Here is a 20402-nt window from a genome sequence, read left to right as displayed (position 1 = left end):
TCAGCGCGCCTGGTGCGCGGCGTGCAGGAGCTGCTGGAAGTCCACGGCGGCCTCGCCCGTCCAGACCACGGAGCTCGCGGCGAGCGCGAGCGGCAGGACCGCGGCCCAGGGGAGCGGGAGCCTGCGGTTCGGGGAGAGCAGGGAGGTGACGCGCCGGGGGACGGCCCCGGGACGCGCCATGTGCAGGCCGAGCGAAGGCGCCTGCCGGGAGGCCAGCGCCGCCGCCGCGATCGCCTTGGCGACCGTGCTGCGGCTGCCGACCTCGGTCGCGGCCCGCTCGTCGGCGTCGCGCTCGACGAGGTAGCCGACCCGCCGCGCGACCCACGCCAGCGCGGGATGCACGGCGCCGGCCAGATCGGCGGTGAGGACGAGGCCGTGGTGCCGCCTGTCCAGGTGGGCCCGCTCGTGCGCCAGCAGCGCGGCGTACTGGGCGTCGGTGAGCCTGTCCCGCATCCCGCTGGTGACGACGATCCGCCCCGGGCTGCCGGGCACGGCGAACGCGTCGGGGGCGTCCTCGGGCACGAGCACGATCCGCTCGTCGGCAGGCAGCGCCGCGAGGCTCCTGGCGACCGCCCGCCCGCGCCGGTGCCGCCGCCAGACCAGCGCCGCGGAGACCGCGCACCAGGCCAGCAGCGCGGCCGACGCCCACGACACCCACGGGACGCCCGCGGTGTCGGCGAGCACGGTGCCGCGCGACCAGCCGAAGAAGGAGTCCACGACCGGGACCTCGGCGGCGGCCTTGGCGCTGAAGAGGGCGAGGTTGGCGACCGTCCCGAAGGCGGCCCCGGCGGCGGACCAGGCGAGCACCGCGGCCCCCGCGCCGGGCCTGAGCCGTCCCGCGACGGCCCAGGCCGCGGCCACCACGAGGAGCGGCGCCACCAGCACTGACCAGACGAAATGATCGAACACGCTGCTCAGTGTCCCACCGAGTCGGGGATCTGCCGATAGGGTCGAATGGTGAGCACTTCCGATCCTTCCGGCCCCAGGCGGGGGAGCGGGCGGCGGAAGGCGGGCCAGCTCGAAGGGCAGATCGCCACGGTGCTCACCGAGGCGGGCATCGCCCTCACCCCGGCAGAGGTGCGCGACCGGCTTCCGGAGCTGTCCTACAGCACGGTCGTGACGATCCTCACCCGGTTGTACGACAAGGGCGCCGCGACCCGTCGCAGAGACGGCCGTTCCTACCGCTACGAGGCGGTCTCCGACGCCGCGGCGCTGGTCGCGGGCCGGATGAGCCGCCTGCTCACCGAGGAGCCCGACCGCGCCTCGGTGCTGCGCCGCTTCGTCGGCACGCTGAGCGAGCAGGACGAGGAGTTCCTGCGCGGCCTGCTCAACGAAGACGAGAACTGAACTCTCCGGCCCGTCTTCGCACGACCCGATTTCCGACGTCTTCGCAGGCCCTCCGGTCGCCCCGTGAATTTACACGCTGTAGAAGGTAGGTTAGGCTCACCTATGTCGGAGCGTGTCGGCTCCGGCCCGCCCAGCATTTCCGCTTGCGCTCTGCGCCAAGCGCCTCGACCCCCGCGGAGACCCCCAATGCGCTCCCTGCCCCTGCTCGCCCTGACCGGCGCGGTCTCGCTGTCGGCCCTCACCGCCTGCGGCGGGTCTGATCCCGCCGCCGACCCCGCCGCCCTCACCGTCGTGTCCACCGACACCGCGTGCGAGGTCTCCGCGAAGGAACTGGCGGCCGGCTCGCACACCTTCACCCTGGTGAACAAGGGCTCCAAGGTCACCGAGGTCTACTTCTACGCGCCCGACGGCAAGACCCTGTCGGAGAAGGAGAACATCGGCCCCGGCACCAGCTACGACATCACCGTCACGCTGCCCGCGGGGGACCAGCAGATCGCGTGCAAGCCCGGCATGGTCGGCGACGGCATCCGGCAGGACGTGAAGGTGTCCGGCGAGGCCGCCGCGCTCGACCCTCGGCTGGTCAAGGCCGTGGTCGACTACCGGCTCTACATCGACGCCCAGGTCGCCGACACCGTCACCAAGAGCGAGGCGTTCGTGGCCGCGGTGAAGTCCGGCGACACCGCCAAGGCCAAGGAGCTGTACGCGCCCTCCCGCTTCGGCTGGGAGAGCGTCGAGCCCGTCGCGGAGTCCTTCGGCGACCTCGACCCGAAGATGGACGCCCGCGAAGCCGACCTGACCGACGCGGAGAAGGCCGACTGGACGGGCTGGCACCGCCTGGAGAAGGCGCTGTGGACCGACGGCTCGGTCAAGGGCCTGGACGGGATCGCCGACCAGCTGATCACCGACCTCAAGGACCTCCAGACCCGCGTCCACACCGTCGACATCACCCCGGCGTCCATGGCCAACGGCGCCAAGGAACTCCTCGACGAGGTCGCCACCGGGAAGATCACCGGCGAGGAGGAGGCCTTCTCGCACACCGACCTCGTGGACTTCAAGGCCAACGTCGACGGCGCCTTCAAGGTCTACGAACTGCTCTCCCCGGTGGTGAAGGAGAAGGACGCGGCTCTCGCGGGCACCCTCGACACCGCCTTCGCCGACGTGTTCGGCGCGCTGAAGAAGCACGAAGAGGGCGAAGGCTACGTCTCCTACGACAAGGTCTCCTCCGCCGACCGCAAGACGCTGACCGACGTCGTCAACGCGCTCGGCGAACCCCTGTCCAAGCTCGCCGCCGCGGTGGCCTGACATGGCGCCCCGCGTGTCCCGCCGCGCCCTGCTCGGCGCGGGCGGGGCGGGTGTCCTCGCGGGGGCGGCCGGCCTGCTGGCCGCCCGTGCCGGAGACGAGCCGGCGCACGCCGACCCGGGCGTCGTCGCCTTCCACGGCCCACACCAGGCCGGGATCGCGACCCCCGTCCAGGACCGCCTGCACTTCGCCGCCTTCGACCTCACCACGCAGGACCCGGCCCGCGTCGCGGCGCTGCTGCGCGCCTGGACCGAGGCCGCCGCGGCGATGACCCGCGGCGCGCCCGTCGGTGAAGGAGCCGTGGACGGGGTGCCGCTCGCCCCGCCGGACGACACCGGCGAGGCCCTCGGCCTGCCCGCCTCCCGGCTGACCCTCACCGTCGGGTTCGGCCCGTCGATGTTCACCAAGCTCGGGCTCGCGCGGCCCGCGGCCCTGATCGACCTCCCGCACTTCCCCGGCGACAACCTCGACCAGGCCCGCAGCGGCGGCGACCTCTGCGTCCAGGCCTGCGCCGACGACCCCCAGGTCGCCGTGCACGCCGTCCGCAACCTCGCCCGCATCGGCTTCGGCACGGTCTCGGTCCGCTGGTCGCAGCTCGGCTTCGGCAAGACCTCCTCGACCACGCCGGAATCCCAGACGCCCCGCAACATGATGGGCTTCAAGGACGGCACCGCCAACATCCCCGGCACCGACGGCGAGCTCCTCGACGAGCACGTGTGGGCCGCCGCGTCCGACGGCACGCCCTGGATGGCCGGAGGCAGCTACCTCGTCGCCCGCCGCATCCGCATGCACATCGAGACCTGGGACCGCACCTCCCTCACCGAGCAGGAGCAGGTCATCGGCCGCTCCAAGGGCGAAGGCGCGTCCCCGGGCCGCTCCCGCGAACACGACCCGGTGATCCTCGCGAAGATGGCCCCCGACGCCCACGTCCGCCTCGCCCACCCCGACACCAACGGGGGCGCCCGCCTCCTGCGGCGCGGCTACTCCTTCACCGACGGCACCGACGGCCTGGGCCGCCTCGACGCCGGCCTGTTCTTCCTCGCCTACCAGCGCGACGTGTCGGCGGGCTTCGTCAAGGTCCAGTCGAGCCTGCGGACCGACCGCCTGAACGAGTACATCCAGCACGTGGGCAGCGGTGTCTACGCGGTTCCCCCCGGCGTCCGAGAGGGCGGTTTCTGGGGAGACGCCCTCTTCGCCAAGTTCGCCTAGCCCGCCCCCGGAGGCGCCCCATGTTCCTCGGCAACTACCTGATCGGCCTCCGCGAGGGCCTGGAAGCCGCCCTCGTGGTGAGCATCCTCATCGCCTACCTCGTCAGGACCGGCAACCGCCGCGCCCTCGTTCCGGTCTGGGCGGGTGTCGGCGCGGCCGTCGCGCTGAGCGTCCTGTTCGCCCTCGTCCTCCAGACCGTCGTCGGCAGCGAGCACCACTTCAAGATCCAGGAGCTCACCGGGGGCGTCCTGTCACTGGTCGCCGTCGGCCTCGTCACCTGGATGGTCTTCTGGATGCGCGGCGCGGCCCGGGGCATCAGGGCGGAGCTCGAAGGCAAGATCGACTCCGCGCTGGACACGGGCTCGGCGGCCCTGGCCTTCGTGGCCTTCCTCTCGGTGGGCCGCGAGGGCCTGGAGACCGCCCTCTTCCTGTGGACGAACATCTCCCACTCCTACGTCTCCCCGGCCCAGTCCGTGGGCGGCGCCCTGGCCGGCCTCGCCACCGCGGTGCTCCTCGGCTACCTCCTCTACCGAGGCGGCCTCACCCTCAACCTGGCGAAGTTCTTCACCTGGACCGGCGCGGCCCTCGTCATCGTCGCCGCCGGCGTCCTCGGCTACGGCTTCCACGACCTCCAGGAGGCCGAGGTCCTCCCCGGCCTCGACTCCGTGGCGTTCCAGCCTTCCGTCTGGTTCGCCTCCTGGGGGCGCCCCGGCGAATGGCTCCAGACCTTCCTCCACGGCATCCTCAACCTCACCCCCACCGTCACCTGGCTCCAGGCCCTCACCTGGCTCGCCTACGCGGTTCCGGTGCTGTACCTGTTCCTCCGCCCGGCCCGCTCCCAGGCCGCTCCGGTTGCCGCTTGAGACGATGCGCGCGAGACCCCCGGCTCGGTTCGAGCCGGGGTCTTCGCGTTCCCTGACGGGTCAGTCCTCGCCCATCTGGTCTTCGGGGGAGAGGTGTTCGACGGTCACGCCGGTTTCGGTGAAGGTGCGGGTGACGTGGCCGGAGCTGTAGACCCACAGGATGCGGAGGGGGGTGGTGCCCACGTTGCGGAAGAGGTGGGGGATGGGGGAGGGGATGTAGGTGGTGTCGTGTTGGACGAGGCGGGTGGCCTCGCCCTCGACGAGGACCTCGGCTTCGCCGTCGAGGATCGTGACGTGTTCGTCGCAGTTGTGGGAGTGCAGGGGGGCGCCGGAGCCGACGGGGTAGACGCTGATGCCGCTGGTGATCCGGTTCTCGCCGGCCGCGGAGGTCGTGGTGATCAGCGGGGTGGTCACTACCGCGCCGCCCCGGTCGAGCAGCTTGACTTCGGCCACCTTGATGATCGTGGTCACGGTGTTGTCTCCTTCACGGCCTCGTAACGTGCCGTTCGAGATTAGAACGGGCGAATGCTCCCGAGGGGTGCCAAGACGTGCAGCTTTACGTTGCGCGCGCAGCGGTGTGGGACACCGTGTACCGAGTTGTACGGTCTTGCAAAACCGGTCCCGAGTGGTCCGCATCACAAGGCAAGGGTTCCCGTACGCATGAGACTCCCCGTTATTGATCCGGCCGACATGACCGCACGGCAGAAGGAGATAGCCGAGCGGATCGCCGGCCGCCGCGGCGCGGTCCGCGGACCGTTCCGCGTCTGGCTGAACAGCCCCGAGCTGTGCGAGAAGGTCGAGGCGCTGGGCGCGTTCGCCCGTTTCGAGTCGAGCCTTCCGCTCCGGCTGCGGGAGCTGACCCTGCTGCTGGCGGCCCGCGCCATGGACGCCCAGTACTCCTGGAACGCCCACGTGGACAAGGCGATCGAGTCGGGCATCCCGGCCGAGGCGGTCAAGGCGATCGCCGAGAAGCGCGAGCCGGAGTTCGCGCTGGAAGAGGACCAGGCGTTCTACCGGTTCTGCGTCGAGATCCTGCGCGACCACTTCGTCACCGACGCGACCTTCCAGGCCGCCGAGAAGCACTTCGGCGCGCAGGGCCTGGTCGATGCGATCGGCTCGCTCGGCAACTTCACGATGCTCGGGATGTGCCTGAACGCCTTCCAGGTGGACCTGCAGGCCGACCGCGAGCCCCCCTTCCCCGACATCCGCGGGTACGCGCGGGTGGAGTCGGGCGAGGAGATCCGGTGACCCGGGTGGACTCCGGCCGCGCGGGCGGGCCGGTCCTCCGGTCCGACGCGGTCATCCGGGTGGAGGGCGTCACCAAGCGGTTCGGCGGAGCGGTCGCGCTGCGCGAGGTCAGCATGGAGTTCCACGCGGGTGAGATCCACGCGCTCATGGGGATGAACGGCGCGGGCAAGTCCACCCTCGTCAAGATCCTCTCCGGGGTCCAGAATCCCGACGGCGGCCACCTGGAGATCTCGGGCAGGCCGCACACCGTGCTCAGCCCCCGCAAGGCCCGCCGACTCGGCGTGTCCATGGTGCCGCAGCGCCGTGAGCTGGTCATGGACCTCACGGTCGCGGAGAACATCCTGCTGGGCGATCTTGTCGCGCGCCGGTCGATCGTCAGCTGGAACGGCGTCAAGGAGACGGCCCGCCGCGCGCTGTCGGAGCTGGGCATCGACATCGACGTCGAGCAGGTCGCCGGCGCGCTGACCGTCGCCGAGCAGACCATGGTCGAGGTGGCGCGCGAGGTGCGCCGCGGCGGCAGGGTCCTCATCCTCGACGAGCCGACCGCCTGCCTGAGCGCCGAGGCCGCCGAGCAGATCCGCTCGCTGGTCCGGCGGCTGCGCGACGGCGGCGTCGCGGTCATCTACATCTCGCACCACATCGACGAGGTCATCGACCTCGCGGACCGGGTCACCGTCCTGCGCGACGGCAGGCTCGTGCGCACCGGCCCCGCCGCGGACTTCGACGAACGCGGGCTGGTGCGCGACATGGTCGGCCGCGAGGTCGTCTCCACCCGGCCGCCGCGCCGGGCCCCGGCGCGGGAGGTCGGGCTCAGCGTCCGCGACCTGTCGCAGGGCCGCTTCATCGACGGGTTCGACGTCGACGTCCGCCGCGGGGAGATCGTCGCGGTGCTCGGCCCGGCGGGCGACGCCCAGTCGCGCCTGTTCGACCTGCTGTCGGGCCGCCGCCGTGCCGACCGGGGCGGCATCGCGGTCAACGGCCGGCCGGTGCCGTGCGGGCAGATCGCCCGCTCGCTGGCGAGCGGGCTGCGGTGCGTGACCGGCGACCGGCGCGCGCTCGGACTGGTCCCCGAGCTGACCATCGACGAGAACGTGCTGCTGGCCGCCGACCGCCTGGCGCGCCGCAGGCTCCACCGGTGGGACCTGCTGTCGCGCCGCGCCCGGCCGCTCCGCGACGCCTACCATGTCCGGTCGCTCACCCCCAACCCGCCGGTCGACCGGCTTTCCGGCGGCAACCAGCAGAAGGTCCTGCTGGCCAAGTGGCTCGGCACCGACCCCGTGGCCTGCCTGCTGGAGGACCCGACCAACGGGGTGGACGTGGCCGCGATGGCCGAGATCCACACGCTCGTCGACGGCCTCGCCGAACAGGGCACGGCGGTCCTGCTCGCCTCCTCCAGCGCGGAGGAGGTCATGCGGCTGGCCGATCGCGTGATCGTCGTCCGCGACGGACGGACGGTCGCCGAATACGACATCAGCAAGATCACGCGCGATGACCTCGTCGCCGCGGTGCTCGGAGGAGACCTCTCGTGAACGTGCAAGCAGTCCCCGGAACCGACGGCCCCACCGCCGGGAAAGGGGCGCCGAGGCGGGCGTTCGTCCCGGCCGCGGCCAAGCGGGTGCCGCACCTCGGCCTGATCGCGGTGCTGGTGCTGATCGTCATCGTCGCCGGCTTCCAGACCGACGCCTTCCTCACCTCGACCAACCTCATCAACGTGCTGCGCCAGGTGAGCGTCCTCGCGGTGATCGCCTGCGGCCTGACCCTCCTCATGGTGGCCGGCGGCATGGACTTCTCCCTCGGCAGCAACGTCGCGGTGACGGTCGGCGTCGCGGCCCAGCTGATCGCGCACGGCCACTCGGTACCGGTGACGATCCTCGTCTCGATCGCGGTCGCCACCGGCATCGGCCTGCTCACCGGCCTGATCGTCACCTACAGCAAGGTCGCCCCGTTCGTCGTCACCCTCGCCACCGCGACGATGCTCGACGGCGTCGCGCTGATCGTCATCGACGGGCAGAGCGTCTCCATCGGCACCGAGCTGTTCTGGCTGGGCGAGACCAAGACGCTCGGCGTCCCCCGGCTGACCATCCTCGCCGCCGTCGTCCTGGTGCTCACCGGGCTGGCCATGCGCTACACCGTCTTCGGCCGCGACGCGTTCGCGATCGGCGGCAACGAGGACGTCGCCCGGCTGAGCGGCATCCGCGTCGACCGCGCCAAGCTCCTGCTCTACAGCCTCGCGGGCCTGCTCTCCGGCATCGCCGGGGTCATGCTCCTGTCCCGCCTCGCGGCGGCCAGCCCCGGCACCGGCGGCCTCATGACCCAACTCCAGGCGGTCGCCGCGGTCGTGATCGGCGGCACCGCCCTGGAAGGCGGACGCGGCAGCATCTTCGGCACCTTCCTCGGCGTGATCGTGCTGGGCGTCGTCGCGAACGTGCTCAACCTGCTCCAGGTCTCGTCGTTCTACCAGATGATCTCGGTCGGCGCGGTGCTGCTCATCGCGGCCGTCGCGAACCTCGTCCAGGGCCGAAGGCACTGACCGCGGGCCCTCCGACGCACCATCCCCATCCCCACCGCATCCCCACCCCCCAGAAAGGCAGCACCCCATGCCCAGAAGTCTCTTCCGCGTGTCCGCGGCCCTCCTCGCCGCCGCCTGCTCCGCCGCCCTGCTGAGCGCCTGCGGCGCCGACTCCGAGGACGCCAAGGACGACGGCAAGCTGACGATCGGCTTCATCAACGGCTCGCACACCGAGTACCACACCTGCCTGGAGAAGGCGATCAAGTCCCAGGCGGGCACGTCCGGCGTCGAGGTGATCACCGCCAACTCCAACCAGAACCCCGCCACGGAGCTGGCCAACCTCGAGGACATGATCTCCCGCAGGGTCGACGCGGTGATCGTCCAGACGGTGAACGTGGACGCCCTCGCGAACGACATCGCCAAGGCCAAGGCCGCGGGCATCCCGATCTACCTGACCGCGGTCATGCCCGAGAGCCTCGACGACGTCCTCGGCGTCACCGCGGTCGACCTCGCGGGGGTCGGCAAGCTGAACGCCGAGTGGGTCGCCAAGGACGCGAACGGCGCCGCCGCCGAGGCCGTCGTCATCGCGGGCGCTCCGGGCGCGGCCTCCGACATCCTCGTCGGCGGCTTCGAGAAGAACCTGCCGGCCAACGTCAAGGTGGTCGCCGCCCAGCCCGGCATGTTCGTGCGGGCCAAGGCCCAGGAGGTCGCCGAGAACCTGATCCAGGCGCACCCGAACGTCAAGTACGCGTTCGTGGCCAACGAGGACATGGCGTTCGGCGCCCTGCAGGCCTTCTCGGCGGTCGGCAAGGACGTCAAGATCGTGACCAGCAACGGCACCGAAGCCGGCGTCCAGGCGATCAAGGACGGCAAGTTCGCCGCGACCGTGTCGAACCCCGCCACCGCCACCGGCCGGACCGCGGTGGAGAGCGTCGTCGCGCTCCTGAACCAGCAGCCGGCGGAGAAGCTCGCCCGCACCCCCATCGAGCTGATCACCAAGGACAACGCGGACACGGCTCCCCAGTACTGCCTCAAGTAGGACGTGACCTAGGGCACACTTAACGGACAATTAACCGAGCCGGGGGGACCGAAAGCCCAGAAGGCGGCCGATCCCCCCGGCTCTGCCTCGTGTCAGGGAGAAACCATGGACCGTCTTCTCGTCATGCGGAGCTTCGTGACCGTCGCGAAGGTCGGCAGCTTCAGCGGCGCGGCCAAGATGCTGGGCACCTCGGGGTCGCTCATCTCGCGGCACGTCGCGGACCTGGAGAAGCAGGTCGGCGTCCGGCTCGTCAACCGGACCGCCCGCTCCGTGAGCCTGACCGAGCCCGGTGTGCGCTACAGCCAGTTCGCCCAGCGGATCCTCGACGAGATCGACGACGAGGACAACAACCTCGCCGAGGCCCACGACAGGCCCGAGGGCACCCTGTCCATCATCTGTCCGAAATGGATCGGCAGCCTCGACCTCGGCGACGCCATCGCGGCGTTCTCCACCGCCCACCCGAAGATCACCGTGCGGTTCGAACTGGGGGGCATGTCCGACCGCACCTACGACTTCCTCGACGACGGCTTCGACGTCGCGTTCCATACCCGGGACCTGCGCGACTCCAGCGTCCGGTTGAAGAAGATCGCGTCGCTGCCGTTCGTGCTGTGCGCGTCGGAGTCCTACATCGAGGCGCACGGGGAGCTCACCGATCCCAACGACCTGGCCCGGCACGACTGCCTCGTGCACGTCAACGACCCGGTCTGGCGGATCGGCCACGGCCACGCGAGCACCCTGCACAAGATCCGCAACGTGGCGTTCTCCTCGAACTCCTACCTCGCGCTCCAGAAGGCCGCCGTGCACGGCAGGGGCATCGCCCTGATCCCGCACCGGCCCGCCTACGACGACCTCATGAGCGGGGCGCTCAAGGTGCTCCTGCCGAAGCTGCCCGTCCCCGCGCGCAGCCTGTACGCGATCTACGGGCCCGCCCAGCAGGCGCCCCGGAAGGTCGAGGTGTTCCTCGACTTCCTCACCGGATGGTTCTCCGACAATCCGATGCCGTCCTATGAATTGTGAGCGGCACGTGGCCGCCGCGTGCAACCAACACTTGCGTATTCGGTAGTGCTCGCAACGCCCCGCACCGGTGGCGGAGTTCCTAGGATCGACAGCGTGCCGCAGGGCGAAACGGCACTCGCTATGAAGGGACGGCAATGGGAATCCAGCGCATCGAATCGGTGGTCCACACCGTCGATGATCTCGGCGAGAACATCAGGTTCTTCACCGATTTCGGCCTGGCCAAGGTGGAGGAGACCGCGACCCGCGCGGTGTTCGCCACGCTGATCGGCCAGACGTTCGTGCTGGACACCGACCCGGACCCGCTGCTGCCCCCAGCGCTGGAGAGGACGCCGACGATCCGCGAGGTGATCTGGGGCGTCGACACCCCCGAGTCGCTGGCCGAACTCGTCGCCAGGGCCGGCGCCGACAGGACGGTGCGCGAAGACTCCCGCGGCGTCTTCCACACGGTCGACGAAACGGGATTCGGCGTCGGCTTGACACTGGCCGGGCCGACCCCGTCGGAATTCGCCGAACCGCGCACCGGAAACAGCTGGGGAAAGGTCGCCCGGTGGAATTCCTCGGTCACTTCGGTGGGCCGGGTGCGGCCTATCCGAATGTGCCATGTGGCGCTCAACATCCGCAAGGCCGGATGGGAGGAGGCGAACGCCTTCTATCTCGACCGGCTCGGTTTCCGGGCGACCGACATCGTCAAGCCGATGGGCGTCTTCATGCAGTGCGAAGGCGACGACGACCAGCACAACCTCCTCCTCTGCCACCGCCCCGACAAGGCGGGCTGCAACCACGTCTCGTTCGAGGTCCCCGGCTTCGACGACGTGATCGAGGGCGGCAACTTCATGATCGAGCAGGGCTGGCAGGAGGCCCGCAAGCTCGGTCGGCACACGATCGGCTCGAACGTCTTCAGGTTCGTCCACGCCCCCTGCGGCGGCCGCGTCGAGCTGGCCGCCGACATGGACCGCGTGGACGACTCCTACGAGACCCGCGTGCACGAGACCACGCCCCCGCACCACATCTGGGCACTGCGCAGTTCGCGCGAACCCGAACAGCGCTGACGAAGACGCGAAGAAGGCATCATGACGACAGACGGCTACACCGCTTTGCAGATGTACATCGCCGGGCGGTGGTGCGACGCCGAGGACGGCGCCACCGCCCCGGTGGTCAACCCCGCGACCGAAGAGGTCATCGGGCACGTCCCCCTGGCGACGCCCGCCGACCTCGACCGCGCGCTCGCCGCGTCCGTCACGGGCTTCCGGGCCTGGCGCGGCACGCCGATCGCGCGGCGCGTCGAGATCCTGCGCGAGGCCGCCGACCTCCTCACCGCCCGCGCGGGGGAGATCGGCCGGATCATGACCCTGGAGCAGGGCAAGCCGTTCCCCGAGGCGCGGACCGAGGCGGCGCGCGTCGCGCACTCGATCCGCTGGGACGCCGAGGACGCGCGCCGCGAGTACGGCAGGATCATCCCGTCGACCGACGACACGCTCCTATCGGTCCGCAAGGAGCCGATCGGACCCGTCGCGGCGTTCACCCCGTGGAACTTCCCGGCCGGCTCACCCAACCGGAAGATCGCCGCGGCGCTGGCCGCGGGCTGCTCGATCGTCATCAAGGCGTCCGAGGAGACCCCCGGCACCGCGGTCGAGCTGGTGCGCTGCTTCGCCGACGCGGGCGTGCCCGCGGGCGCGCTCAACCTCGTGTTCGGCGACCCCGCCGCGGTCTCGGCGCACCTCATCCCGGCCAAGGAGATCAGGCTCGTCGCGTTCACCGGCTCGGTGCCCGTAGGCAAGCTGCTGGCTTCCGCGGCGGGCGCGGAGATGAAGCCGTCGCTGATGGAGCTGGGCGGGCACGCGCCCGTCATCGTCTGCGCCGACGCCGACCCGGTGGTGGCGGCCCGGCGCGCGGCGGCGGCGAAGTTCTTCAACGCGGGCCAGGTCTGCACCTCGCCGAGCCGCTTCCTCGTCCACGCCGACGTGCACGACGCGTTCGTCGCCGAGTTCGTCAGGGCCGCCGAGGAGATCGTGGTCGGCGACGGACTGGACGACGGCGTCAAGATGGGCCCGCTCGCCAACGAGCGGCGCCTGAAGGCCGTCGCGGAACTCGTGAACGACGCCGTGGCCAAGGGCGCCAAGGCCGTTACCGGAGGCGCCCCGCTCGACCGGCAGGGCTACTTCTACCCGCCGACCGTGCTCGTGGACGTCCCCGCCGACGCCCGCGTCCTGGCCGAGGAGCCGTTCGGGCCGATCGCGCCGATCGTGCGGTTCACGGAGCTCGACGAGGCCCTGGCGATCGCCAACTCGCTGGAGTACGGCCTCGCCGCCTACGGCTTCACCGAGTCCGCGGCGACCGCCGAGCGCCTCGTGCGCGGCTTCGAGGCGGGCATCCTGTCCATCAACCACTGCGGCGGCTCCGTCCCCGAGGCCCCGTCCGGCGGCGTCAAGGCCAGCGGCTACGGGCGCGAGGGCGGGCCGGAGGGGCTGGAGGCCTACTTCCTCACCAAGCGCGTCTCCCACCTGCTCGGAGACCTCGGGTGAGGTACTGCCGCGTCGAGATCGAAGGCCGGCCCGTGTGGGGGCGGGTGGACGGCGGGACCGTCCGCCTCCTCACCGGGTCGCCCATCGAAGGGGGCCCGTCCGGAGGGCGGAGCACGGAGGACGGGCGCGTCATCGCCCTGGACTCCGCGAAGCTCCTCCACCCCGTCGTCCCGCCCGTGTTCTACGCAGTCGGGATGAACTACAAGAGCCACGTCGCGCACGCTCGGGCGCTCGGGAACAAGGCCGCCGTCCTGCCCGACAGGCCGGAGGTCGCCTACCGCGCCAACAACGCCCTCACCGGGCACGGCGCGGCGATCGTCAAGCCCGCCGAGGTCACGGGGCGCTTCGAGGCCGAACCCGAGGTCGTCGCCGTCATCGGCAGGACGCTCCGGCACGCGACCTACGAGGAGGCCCGCGAGGCGGTCTTCGGCTGGACGATCGGCAACGACGTCAGCGCGCGCGAATGGCAGCACGCCGACCGGTCGTTCTGGCGCTCGAAGAACAGCGACACCTTCAAGCCGATGGGCCCCTGGATCGAGACCGACGTCGATCCGCTCGCCCAGATCACCACCCTCAGCGTCAACGGCGGGGAGCGCGCCTCCTTCGCCACCGGGGACATGGTCTTCGACCCCTACGAGTACATCGTCGAGACCACCCGGCACCTCACGATGCACCCCGGCGACGTCCTGTGGCTCGGCGCGGACGCGACCTGCCAGTTGGCGCCGGGGGACACCGTCGACATCGAGATCAGCGGAATCGGCGTGCTGTCCAACCACGTCGTCCTGGAACAGACCCTCCCAGAAAGGCCCCGGCGATGAGCAACCAGCCGCGCTACATCCACCACGTGAACTTCCCGACCACCGACGTCGAGCGCACCAAGGAGTGGTACACGAAGGTGTTCGGCCTGAAGGCCATCACCCCCAAGTCCAACACCAAGGTCCTGCTGATGACCCGCGGGAACTTCGACCTGCACTTCACCCCGGTCGAGGAGATGGACCGGATGGCCCCCTACCACTTCGCCATCGAGGTCGACGACTGGGACGGCTTCCTCGCGCACCTCAAGGAACTCGGCATCCGGCACACCCGGCCGATCGAGCGGCCGGAGAACCAGTCGAAGTTCTGCTACATCCACGACCCCGACCACACCATGATCGAGCTGGTCTTCCACGGCCGCCGCCCGAACTGACCGTCGGCACCCCTGTTCCAAGGAGATACCCCATGGGCGTCGCACTTTCCGACGGCACCGTCAAGATCTACTACGAGGTCCACGGCTCGGGCCCGGCCATCGCGCTCATCCACGGCTCCGGCGGCCACCACGCCGCCTGGTGGCAGCAGGTCGCCGAACTGCGCGACCGGTACACGCTCGTCACCATCGACCTGCGCGGCTTCGGCAACTCCGACTCCTCCATGCCGGAGTTCGACGGGCAGGACTTCCCCGGCGACATCCTCGCCGTCCTCGACGCCGAGAACCTGACCGACGTGCTCGTGTTCGGCCAGTCGATCGGCGCGGTCGCCGCGCTGCGGGCCGGCCTCGCCCGCCCCGACCGCGTCAGCGGGGTCGCGCTCGGGCACTCACTCGGCGGGATCGACCACCCGGAGCTGTCCCCGCTCGTCGCGGCGGACCGGGCCGAGGCCGTCAAGCTGCCCGTCATCGACCGGCTCCTGTCGAAGGAGTTCCAGGAGAGGGACGCGGCCAAGACATTCCTGTTCCAGCAGCAGGGCACGTTCAACGTCGCCAAGATGGCCGACCTGCGCAACCTCTCCGTCGGCGGACCCTCCCTGGACGAGGTCGTCGCCTCCGGCCTGGAAGTGACCTTCCTCGCCGGCGAGAAGGACGCCGTCATCAGCCCGGCGACCGTCCGCCGCGCCCACGAGCTCCTCAAGGGCTCCCACCTGGAGCTCATTCCGGACGCCCCGCACTCCATGTACTGGGAGCGCCCGGACCTGTTCAACGCCGCGCTCGTCCGCATCCGCGAGCGCCTTTCGGCTAAGAAGGCCTGACACCCATGAAACTCACTCTCGAAGAGGCCGAGCAAATCATCGAGGCCGTGCTCGAGCAGGGCCGGACCCTCGGCAAGGCGTTCAGCGTCGCCGTCGTCGACGAAGGCGGCTTCCTGAAGTCCGTCAAGCGGGCCGACGGGGCCCGGCCGCTCACCCCGTCGATCGCCCTGGCCAAGGCCTACAGCGCCGCCGTCATGGAGCGCCCGACCACCATGCTCAAGGACTGGGCGAACAGCAACCCGGGCTTCTTCGCCTCGCTGTCCTCCATGGGCACCCACCCGATCGTCGCGACCGAAGGCGGCGTCACCATCAAGCGCGACGGCGCGATCCTCGGCGGCCTCGGCGTCTCCGGCGGCACCCCCGCCGAGGACCAGCAGGCCTGCGACGACGTGCTCGCCGCGCTCGGCTACGAGCTGGAGTTCCGCGCCTGGGGCAAGCCGGCAGGGGAGAAGTAGAGATGGCCGACACCTTCAAGTACCGCATCGACCACCACGGCAGCCTGATCCGCCCCGCCGAGGTCCTGGCGGCGCGGAGCCGGTTCGAGGCGGGCGCCCTGGACGCGGACGGCCTGCGCGCCGCCGAGGACGCGGCCATCGCCGAGGCGGTGCGCTTCCAGCGCAGGCTGCGCCTCTCCGTCGTCACCGACGGCGACTTCCGCCGCGCCGACTTCCGCGGCGCGATCCTCGGCGCCGTCCACGGCCTCCGCCGCACCGACGACACCGACAAGTACGGCCGCGCGACCTGGCTGGCGTCCGAGGAGCTCAAGGCCGACGGGCCCCTCATCGCCGAAGACGTCGCCGCGCTCGCCGAACTCACCGGCGCGGCGGCCCCGAAGGCCGCCCTGCCCTCGCCCGCCTACCTCGCGGCGACCTGCTTCGACCCCGCAGGCCCCTACAAGACCCCGGTCGAACTCGGCGAGGCCCTCGCGGTGATCGTCCGCGCCGAGATCGAGGCCCTCATCGCGCACGGCGTCCGCCTCGTCCAGCTCAACAACTTCCGCTACCAGGCGTACCTGTTCGGCCGCGGCGGCCAGCCCCTCACCCTGGAGCAGGCCATCGGGATCGACGCGGCCGCCGTCGCCGTCACGGAGCGACCCGAAGGCGTCCGCATCGGCCTGTGCCCCACCCACAAGGCCGCCGACGTCGACAAGGAGGCCGCGGCCCGCCTCTTCGCCGAGCTCCCCGTCGACCGCTGGATCCTCCCCTACGACCAGGGAACGCAGGGCGAGATCGACCTCCTCAAGGCGGTCCCCGCCGACCGCGACGCGGCCCTCGGCATCGTCAGCCCGCGGGTCGCCGAGCTGGAGGCCATCGACACGATCATGGACCGCATGGACGCGGCCGCGGAGCTGAAGGACATCGAGGACATCGCCGTGACCCCGTCCTCCGGTTTCTCCGACACCGCGGGCGCCCCCGAGATCGGCGCCGACGACCAGCGCCGCAAGCTCATCCACGTCGAGACCATCGCCCGCATGTGCTGGGGCAACGAACTCTGACGTCCACGAGAAGCCCCGCCCGGTCCGACCGAGCGGGGCTTCTCCGCGTTCGGGCCCAATCAGAGGAGAACTATGGACGCAGTGTATAGAACGCGGGTATACACGGAGGTATGACTGTTTCGTTGGCGTTGCTGGGGCTGCTCGAGCAGGAATCCAGGCACGGGTACGACCTGAAGCGGGACTACGACTCGTTCTTCGGGCGGGCCAAGCCGCTGCCTTTCTCGCAGGTGTACTCGACCCTGGGGCGCCTGGCCCGGGACGGGAAGGTGGTGGTCGGGGATCCGGAGCCGGGAGCGGGACCCGACCGGAAGCGCTACGTGATCACCGAGGCGGGGGCGACGGAGGTCCAGGAGTGGCTGGCCGAGCCGATCGCGCCCGAGCCGCACCTGCAGACCGTGCTGTTCACCAAGGTCGTCCTCGCGCTGATCCTCGGCCGGGACGCACGGGGCTACCTCGACGCGCAGCGCGCGGCGCACATGGCGCGGATGCGTGAGCTGACCGAGATCCGGCGCGGCGGTGAGCTCGTCGACCGGCTGCTGGCCGACCACGGCCTCTTCCACCTGGAGGCCGACCTGCGGTGGATCGACCTGACCACGGCCCGCCTGGCCGACCTCGCCGCGGAGGTGACCCGATGAGCTCACCCATCCTGGAGGCCCGCGAAGCGGTCCTGTCGTTCGGCAGCACCCCGGCACTGCGGGGCGCCTCCCTGGCCGTCGAAGCGGGCGAGATCCTCGCCGTCACCGGCCCGTCCGGCTCGGGGAAGACCACGCTGCTGCACTGCCTCGCCGGAATCCTCACCCCGGAGTCCGGCGAGATCCACTTCGACGGCCGCCGGATCGACACGCTGAAGGAGCCGGCGCGCAGCGCGCTGCGCCGGGAGCGCTTCGGCTTCGTCTTCCAGTTCGGCCAGCTCGTCCCCGAACTCACCGCCGAGGAGAACGTCGCGCTGCCGCTGCTGCTGTCCGGCACGCGGCGGAACTCGGCGATGGCCGACGCCCGCGCCTGGTTCCCGCCGCTGGGCCTCGACGGGCTCGAAGGCCGCCGCTCCGGCGAGCTGTCCGGCGGCCAGGCCCAGCGGGTGGCCCTCGCCCGGGCGCTCGTCGCCCGCCCGTCCGCGCTGTTCGCCGACGAGCCGACCGGCTCCCTGGACTCGCTGACCGGCGAACACGTCATGGACCTGCTCGTGGACTCCGCCCGCACGGCCGGCACGACCGTCGTCCTGGTCACGCACGAGGCACGGGTCGCCGCCTGCGCCGACCGCGAGGTGGTCGTGCGCGACGGCGTCGCGACCTGCCTGAGCACGGGGCGGGCAGCGTGATCCGGCTGGGGCTCCGGCTGGGGCTCCGGCTCGCCTTCGCGGGCGGCAGGGAAGCGCTGGGAAGACTCGTCCTCATCGCCGCCGCGGTGTCCCTGGGAGTCGGGCTGCTGCTCGGGGTCCTCGCGGCGCTCAACGCCACGACCACGCAGAACGACCGGAACCTCTGGCTCGGCTCCGGCACGGGGGTGGCCGCCGCAGACGTCTCGCCGGGCGCGGCCCCGCTGTGGTGGCTGCTGCGCGCCGACGCCTTCGCCGGGGAGCCTGTGGGACGTCTCGACGTCGCCGCGACCGGCCCCGGCTCGCCGGTCCCGCCCGGCCTGCCCCGGCTGCCGGGGCCCGGCGAGTACTACGCCTCACCCGCCCTGGCGGAGCTGATCCGCACCGTTCCCGCCGACGAACTTGCCGCGCGCTACCCCGGCCGTCTCGCGGGGACGATCGGGGACGCCGCGCTCGCCGGTCCGGAGACCCTCCTCGCGGTGGTCGGGCGCACCCCGCAGGAGATGTCCGGCATGCCCGAGGCGGTGCGGGTCGAGGCGATCGCGTCCGCGGAGAGCGGCACCTGTGCCGGCCCCAACTGCAGGCTCGGCATCAACGCCGCGGGCACCAGGCTCATCCTGTCGGTCGCGGCGGCCGGACTCGTGTTCCCCGTCGTCGTCCTCATCGGCACCGCGACCCGGCTGTCGGCCGCCCGGCGGGAGCGGCGGTTCGCCGCGATGCGCCTGGTCGGCGCGACCCCGCGGCAGATCTCCCTGCTCGCGGCCGTGGAGTCCGCGGTGGCGGGCGCTCTCGGCGTCGCCCTGGGCTTCGCCGTCTTCCTCCCGCTCCGCCCGTTCCTGGGGAAGGTCGACTTCACCGGCACGCACTTCTTCGGCGCCGACCTCACGCTGACGCCCGCGCAGTGCGCGGTGGTCGCGGTGGGCGTCCCGCTGGTCGCGGCCGCGGCCACCCTCGCGGCACTGCGCCGGGTCCGCGTCTCGCCGCTGGGCGTCGCCCGGCGCGCCACCCCGCGGCCGCCGCACGCGCTGCGGGTCGTGCCGCTGGTGGCCGGACTCGCCGAACTCGGCTACTTCGTCGGCAGGCGTCCCGAGACGACCGACGGCCAGATCGCCGCGTTCCTCTCCGGCGCGCTCCTGGTGCTGGCCGGGATCGTCGTCGCCGGGCCGTGGCTGACGATGGCGGGCGCCAGGCTGCTGGCGCGGCGCTCGCGGCGTCCCGCGGCGCTCATCGCGGCCCGTCGGCTCGCCGACGACCCGCGCGCCGGCTTCCGGGCGATCAGCGGCCTGGTGCTGGCCCTGTGCGTCAGCACGGGCGCGGTCGGCGTCATCACCGCGATGGTGGACGAGCGGAGTGCGCCGGAGGGGCCCGCCGCTGTGGGGAACACACTGATCGCCGACTTCGCGGGCGGCCCCGAAGGCCCGGAGAACAGTGCCGCGGCCCCTCGGGAGCCGCTGCTGGCGGCGCTGCGCGCGGTGCCCGGCGTGGCGGGCGTGACCGTGCTGCGGGAGAACCCGCTCGGCACCCCCGACCCGACCGAGAACCCCGCGACGGGACGCGACCCCTTGACGGCGGCCCTGGCGTCATGCGCGGAACTCGCCACCACCCCGGTCTTCAGCGTCTGCGAACCGGGGGCCCGGACCGCGTCGGTCGCGCCGGACTTCGCCCTCTACGGCCTCGGCTTCGACTCCGTCGTCTGGCCGGACGCGTGGCCGCGGGCAGACCTTCCCGCAGCGGCCCTCGCCGCGCTGCCCGCCAAGCAGATCGTCGTCTCCACCGACGGCTCAAGGAGCGCGATCGAACAGGCCCGCACCCTCCTGACGACCGCCTACCCCAGCGAATGGCCACCGGTGACGCTCGCCGAACGACGCGCCATGAACGAGGCGGACCTGACGGGCTACCGCAGGCTCGCGCAGGCCGTGGTCCTGGTGAGCTTCCTGGTGGCGGGCTGCGGCATGGCCGTGGGCGTCGCGGGCGGCCTGAGCGAGCGCAAGCGACCGTTCGGCCTCCTCCGGCTCGCCGGGGTGCCGACGGCGGTGCTGCGCCGGGTCGTCCTGCTGGAGAGCGCGGTCCCGCTGCTGATCGCGGCCGCCGCCGCCATCGGGACGGGGCTCCTCGCCGCGCACCTGTTCCTGCGCGCCCAGCTCGACTACGGGCTGCACGCCCCGGGCCCCGAATACTGGCTGCTCGTCGTCTGCGGTCTGGCCGCCGGGCTCGCGGCGATCGGCGCTGCGCTGCCCCTCCTCGGCCGCCTCACCGGGCCGGAGGCGGCCCGCGGCGACTGACCCCCGCGCCCCTGCGCGCGGGACGGCTCGGTTTGACCCCGCGGCGGGGGCCACGTAAGCTCAACGAGCCGATCTACGAAAACCACTGCGGGGCGCAACGCCACGGGGTTACTCTGGATCGGTCGGCCCGTTGAGGGGACGCAGGACGCCGGAAGGCGGCCGGCCCCGGTGGGACTCCACTCCAGCAAGAATCCGCGGACTCTTCGAAGTTCGGGCTTATTGCTGTGCGTGGAAATGGGCCGAAGTGTGGAATGG

The 20402-nt window shown here is 71.7% G+C and carries 21 protein-coding genes; 19 read left to right on the top strand and 2 right to left on the bottom strand.

What is annotated here, in order from left to right; all coding sequences use genetic code 11:
- Complete coding sequence (locus ACYVOM_RS36775) at positions 1-909, bottom strand: M56 family metallopeptidase (RefSeq protein WP_460308225.1); 909 nt, start codon at positions 907-909, stop codon at positions 1-3.
- Between the two features lie 48 nt (positions 910-957).
- Here ACYVOM_RS36775 and ACYVOM_RS36770 point away from each other — a divergent pair, with 48 nt between their 5' ends.
- The 4 genes from ACYVOM_RS36770 to efeU all read left to right on the top strand — a co-directional run bounded on the left by ACYVOM_RS36770 (position 958) and on the right by efeU (position 4719).
- Positions 958-1347 carry a BlaI/MecI/CopY family transcriptional regulator gene (locus ACYVOM_RS36770; RefSeq protein WP_460308224.1) on the top strand — a complete coding sequence of 130 codons (390 nt, stop codon included), beginning with the start codon at positions 958-960 and terminating at the stop codon, positions 1345-1347.
- 186 nt (positions 1348-1533) lie between these two features.
- Positions 1534-2649, top strand: a complete 1116-nt coding sequence (gene efeO, locus ACYVOM_RS36765) for an iron uptake system protein EfeO (protein WP_460308223.1) — start codon at positions 1534-1536, stop codon at positions 2647-2649.
- 1 nt (position 2650) lies between these two features.
- Positions 2651-3856, top strand: coding sequence for an iron uptake transporter deferrochelatase/peroxidase subunit (gene efeB, locus ACYVOM_RS36760; RefSeq protein ID WP_460308222.1), 1206 nt, complete (start codon positions 2651-2653; stop codon positions 3854-3856).
- Positions 3857-3876: 20 nt separating this feature from the next.
- Positions 3877-4719, top strand: coding sequence for an iron uptake transporter permease EfeU (gene efeU, locus ACYVOM_RS36755; RefSeq protein WP_460308221.1), 843 nt, complete (start codon positions 3877-3879; stop codon positions 4717-4719).
- 60 nt (positions 4720-4779) lie between these two features.
- On the opposite strand, the gene ACYVOM_RS36750 is transcribed toward efeU, so the two are convergent.
- Positions 4780-5190, bottom strand: coding sequence for a cupin domain-containing protein (locus ACYVOM_RS36750; RefSeq protein WP_460308220.1), 411 nt, complete (start codon positions 5188-5190; stop codon positions 4780-4782).
- Between the two features lie 219 nt (positions 5191-5409).
- On the opposite strand from ACYVOM_RS36750, the gene ACYVOM_RS36745 reads away from it, so the two are divergent.
- The 15 genes from ACYVOM_RS36745 to ACYVOM_RS36675 all read left to right on the top strand — a co-directional run bounded on the left by ACYVOM_RS36745 (position 5410) and on the right by ACYVOM_RS36675 (position 20147).
- Entirely contained in the window at positions 5410-5967 is a 558-nt protein-coding gene (locus ACYVOM_RS36745; RefSeq protein ID WP_460308219.1) for a carboxymuconolactone decarboxylase family protein, read from the top strand.
- Positions 5964-7496 carry a sugar ABC transporter ATP-binding protein gene (locus ACYVOM_RS36740; RefSeq protein ID WP_460308218.1) on the top strand — a complete coding sequence of 511 codons (1533 nt, stop codon included), beginning with the start codon at positions 5964-5966 and terminating at the stop codon, positions 7494-7496. The genes ACYVOM_RS36745 and ACYVOM_RS36740 overlap by 4 nt, the downstream gene beginning before the upstream one ends.
- On the top strand, positions 7493-8497 hold the full coding sequence (locus ACYVOM_RS36735; RefSeq protein ID WP_460308217.1) for an ABC transporter permease: 1005 nt from the start codon (positions 7493-7495) through the stop codon (positions 8495-8497). Before ACYVOM_RS36740 ends, ACYVOM_RS36735 begins: the two co-directional genes overlap by 4 nt.
- Before the next feature lie 67 nt (positions 8498-8564).
- Complete coding sequence (locus ACYVOM_RS36730) at positions 8565-9515, top strand: sugar ABC transporter substrate-binding protein (protein WP_460308216.1); 951 nt, start codon at positions 8565-8567, stop codon at positions 9513-9515.
- A 105-nt stretch (positions 9516-9620) separates the two neighbouring features.
- Positions 9621-10532: a LysR family transcriptional regulator gene (locus tag ACYVOM_RS36725; RefSeq protein ID WP_460308215.1), complete on the top strand. Its 912-nt coding sequence runs from the start codon at positions 9621-9623 to the stop codon at positions 10530-10532.
- Between the two features lie 134 nt (positions 10533-10666).
- Complete coding sequence (locus ACYVOM_RS36720; RefSeq protein ID WP_460308214.1) at positions 10667-11581, top strand: VOC family protein; 915 nt, start codon at positions 10667-10669, stop codon at positions 11579-11581.
- A 21-nt stretch (positions 11582-11602) separates the two neighbouring features.
- The gene (locus ACYVOM_RS36715) at positions 11603-13054 is read left to right on the top strand and encodes an NAD-dependent succinate-semialdehyde dehydrogenase (protein WP_460308213.1); all 1452 of its coding nucleotides are present in this window, start codon (positions 11603-11605) and stop codon (positions 13052-13054) included.
- On the top strand, positions 13051-13872 hold the full coding sequence (locus ACYVOM_RS36710) for a fumarylacetoacetate hydrolase family protein (protein ID WP_460308212.1): 822 nt from the start codon (positions 13051-13053) through the stop codon (positions 13870-13872). Before ACYVOM_RS36715 ends, ACYVOM_RS36710 begins: the two co-directional genes overlap by 4 nt.
- Positions 13869-14240: a VOC family protein gene (locus ACYVOM_RS36705; RefSeq protein WP_460308211.1), complete on the top strand. Its 372-nt coding sequence runs from the start codon at positions 13869-13871 to the stop codon at positions 14238-14240. Before ACYVOM_RS36710 ends, ACYVOM_RS36705 begins: the two co-directional genes overlap by 4 nt.
- Positions 14241-14272: 32 nt before the next feature.
- Positions 14273-15055, top strand: coding sequence for an alpha/beta fold hydrolase (locus tag ACYVOM_RS36700; RefSeq protein WP_460308210.1), 783 nt, complete (start codon positions 14273-14275; stop codon positions 15053-15055).
- Between the two features lie 5 nt (positions 15056-15060).
- Complete coding sequence (locus ACYVOM_RS36695) at positions 15061-15510, top strand: GlcG/HbpS family heme-binding protein (protein ID WP_460308209.1); 450 nt, start codon at positions 15061-15063, stop codon at positions 15508-15510.
- A 2-nt stretch (positions 15511-15512) separates the two neighbouring features.
- Positions 15513-16550: a hypothetical protein gene (locus ACYVOM_RS36690; protein ID WP_460308208.1), complete on the top strand. Its 1038-nt coding sequence runs from the start codon at positions 15513-15515 to the stop codon at positions 16548-16550.
- Between the two features lie 110 nt (positions 16551-16660).
- Positions 16661-17185, top strand: a complete 525-nt coding sequence (locus tag ACYVOM_RS36685) for a PadR family transcriptional regulator (RefSeq protein WP_460308207.1) — start codon at positions 16661-16663, stop codon at positions 17183-17185.
- Positions 17182-17868, top strand: coding sequence for an ABC transporter ATP-binding protein (locus ACYVOM_RS36680; RefSeq protein ID WP_460308206.1), 687 nt, complete (start codon positions 17182-17184; stop codon positions 17866-17868). The genes ACYVOM_RS36685 and ACYVOM_RS36680 overlap by 4 nt, the downstream gene beginning before the upstream one ends.
- Positions 17865-20147, top strand: coding sequence for an FtsX-like permease family protein (locus tag ACYVOM_RS36675; protein WP_460308205.1), 2283 nt, complete (start codon positions 17865-17867; stop codon positions 20145-20147). The genes ACYVOM_RS36680 and ACYVOM_RS36675 overlap by 4 nt, the downstream gene beginning before the upstream one ends.
- Positions 20148-20402 lie beyond the last annotated feature (255 nt).

The organism is Actinocorallia aurea, assembly GCF_054783995.1.
The sequence above is the reverse complement of the archived record's forward strand: the minus strand, read 5'-3'. Positions and strand labels throughout refer to the sequence as shown.

Coding starts and splice junctions, on each gene's coding strand:
- ACYVOM_RS36730 (WP_460308216.1), top strand. CDS start 8,565: ATGCCCAGAAGTCTCTTCCGCGTGTCCGCGGCCCTCCTCGCCGCCGCC.
- ACYVOM_RS36695 (WP_460308209.1), top strand. CDS start 15,061: ATGAAACTCACTCTCGAAGAGGCCGAGCAAATCATCGAGGCCGTGCTC.
- ACYVOM_RS36715 (WP_460308213.1), top strand. CDS start 11,603: ATGACGACAGACGGCTACACCGCTTTGCAGATGTACATCGCCGGGCGG.
- efeU (WP_460308221.1), top strand. CDS start 3,877: ATGTTCCTCGGCAACTACCTGATCGGCCTCCGCGAGGGCCTGGAAGCC.
- ACYVOM_RS36700 (WP_460308210.1), top strand. CDS start 14,273: ATGGGCGTCGCACTTTCCGACGGCACCGTCAAGATCTACTACGAGGTC.
- efeB (WP_460308222.1), top strand. CDS start 2,651: ATGGCGCCCCGCGTGTCCCGCCGCGCCCTGCTCGGCGCGGGCGGGGCG.
- ACYVOM_RS36720 (WP_460308214.1), top strand. CDS start 10,667: ATGGGAATCCAGCGCATCGAATCGGTGGTCCACACCGTCGATGATCTC.
- ACYVOM_RS36680 (WP_460308206.1), top strand. CDS start 17,182: ATGAGCTCACCCATCCTGGAGGCCCGCGAAGCGGTCCTGTCGTTCGGC.
- ACYVOM_RS36745 (WP_460308219.1), top strand. CDS start 5,410: ATGACCGCACGGCAGAAGGAGATAGCCGAGCGGATCGCCGGCCGCCGC.
- ACYVOM_RS36685 (WP_460308207.1), top strand. CDS start 16,661: ATGACTGTTTCGTTGGCGTTGCTGGGGCTGCTCGAGCAGGAATCCAGG.
- ACYVOM_RS36690 (WP_460308208.1), top strand. CDS start 15,513: ATGGCCGACACCTTCAAGTACCGCATCGACCACCACGGCAGCCTGATC.
- ACYVOM_RS36705 (WP_460308211.1), top strand. CDS start 13,869: ATGAGCAACCAGCCGCGCTACATCCACCACGTGAACTTCCCGACCACC.
- ACYVOM_RS36725 (WP_460308215.1), top strand. CDS start 9,621: ATGGACCGTCTTCTCGTCATGCGGAGCTTCGTGACCGTCGCGAAGGTC.
- efeO (WP_460308223.1), top strand. CDS start 1,534: ATGCGCTCCCTGCCCCTGCTCGCCCTGACCGGCGCGGTCTCGCTGTCG.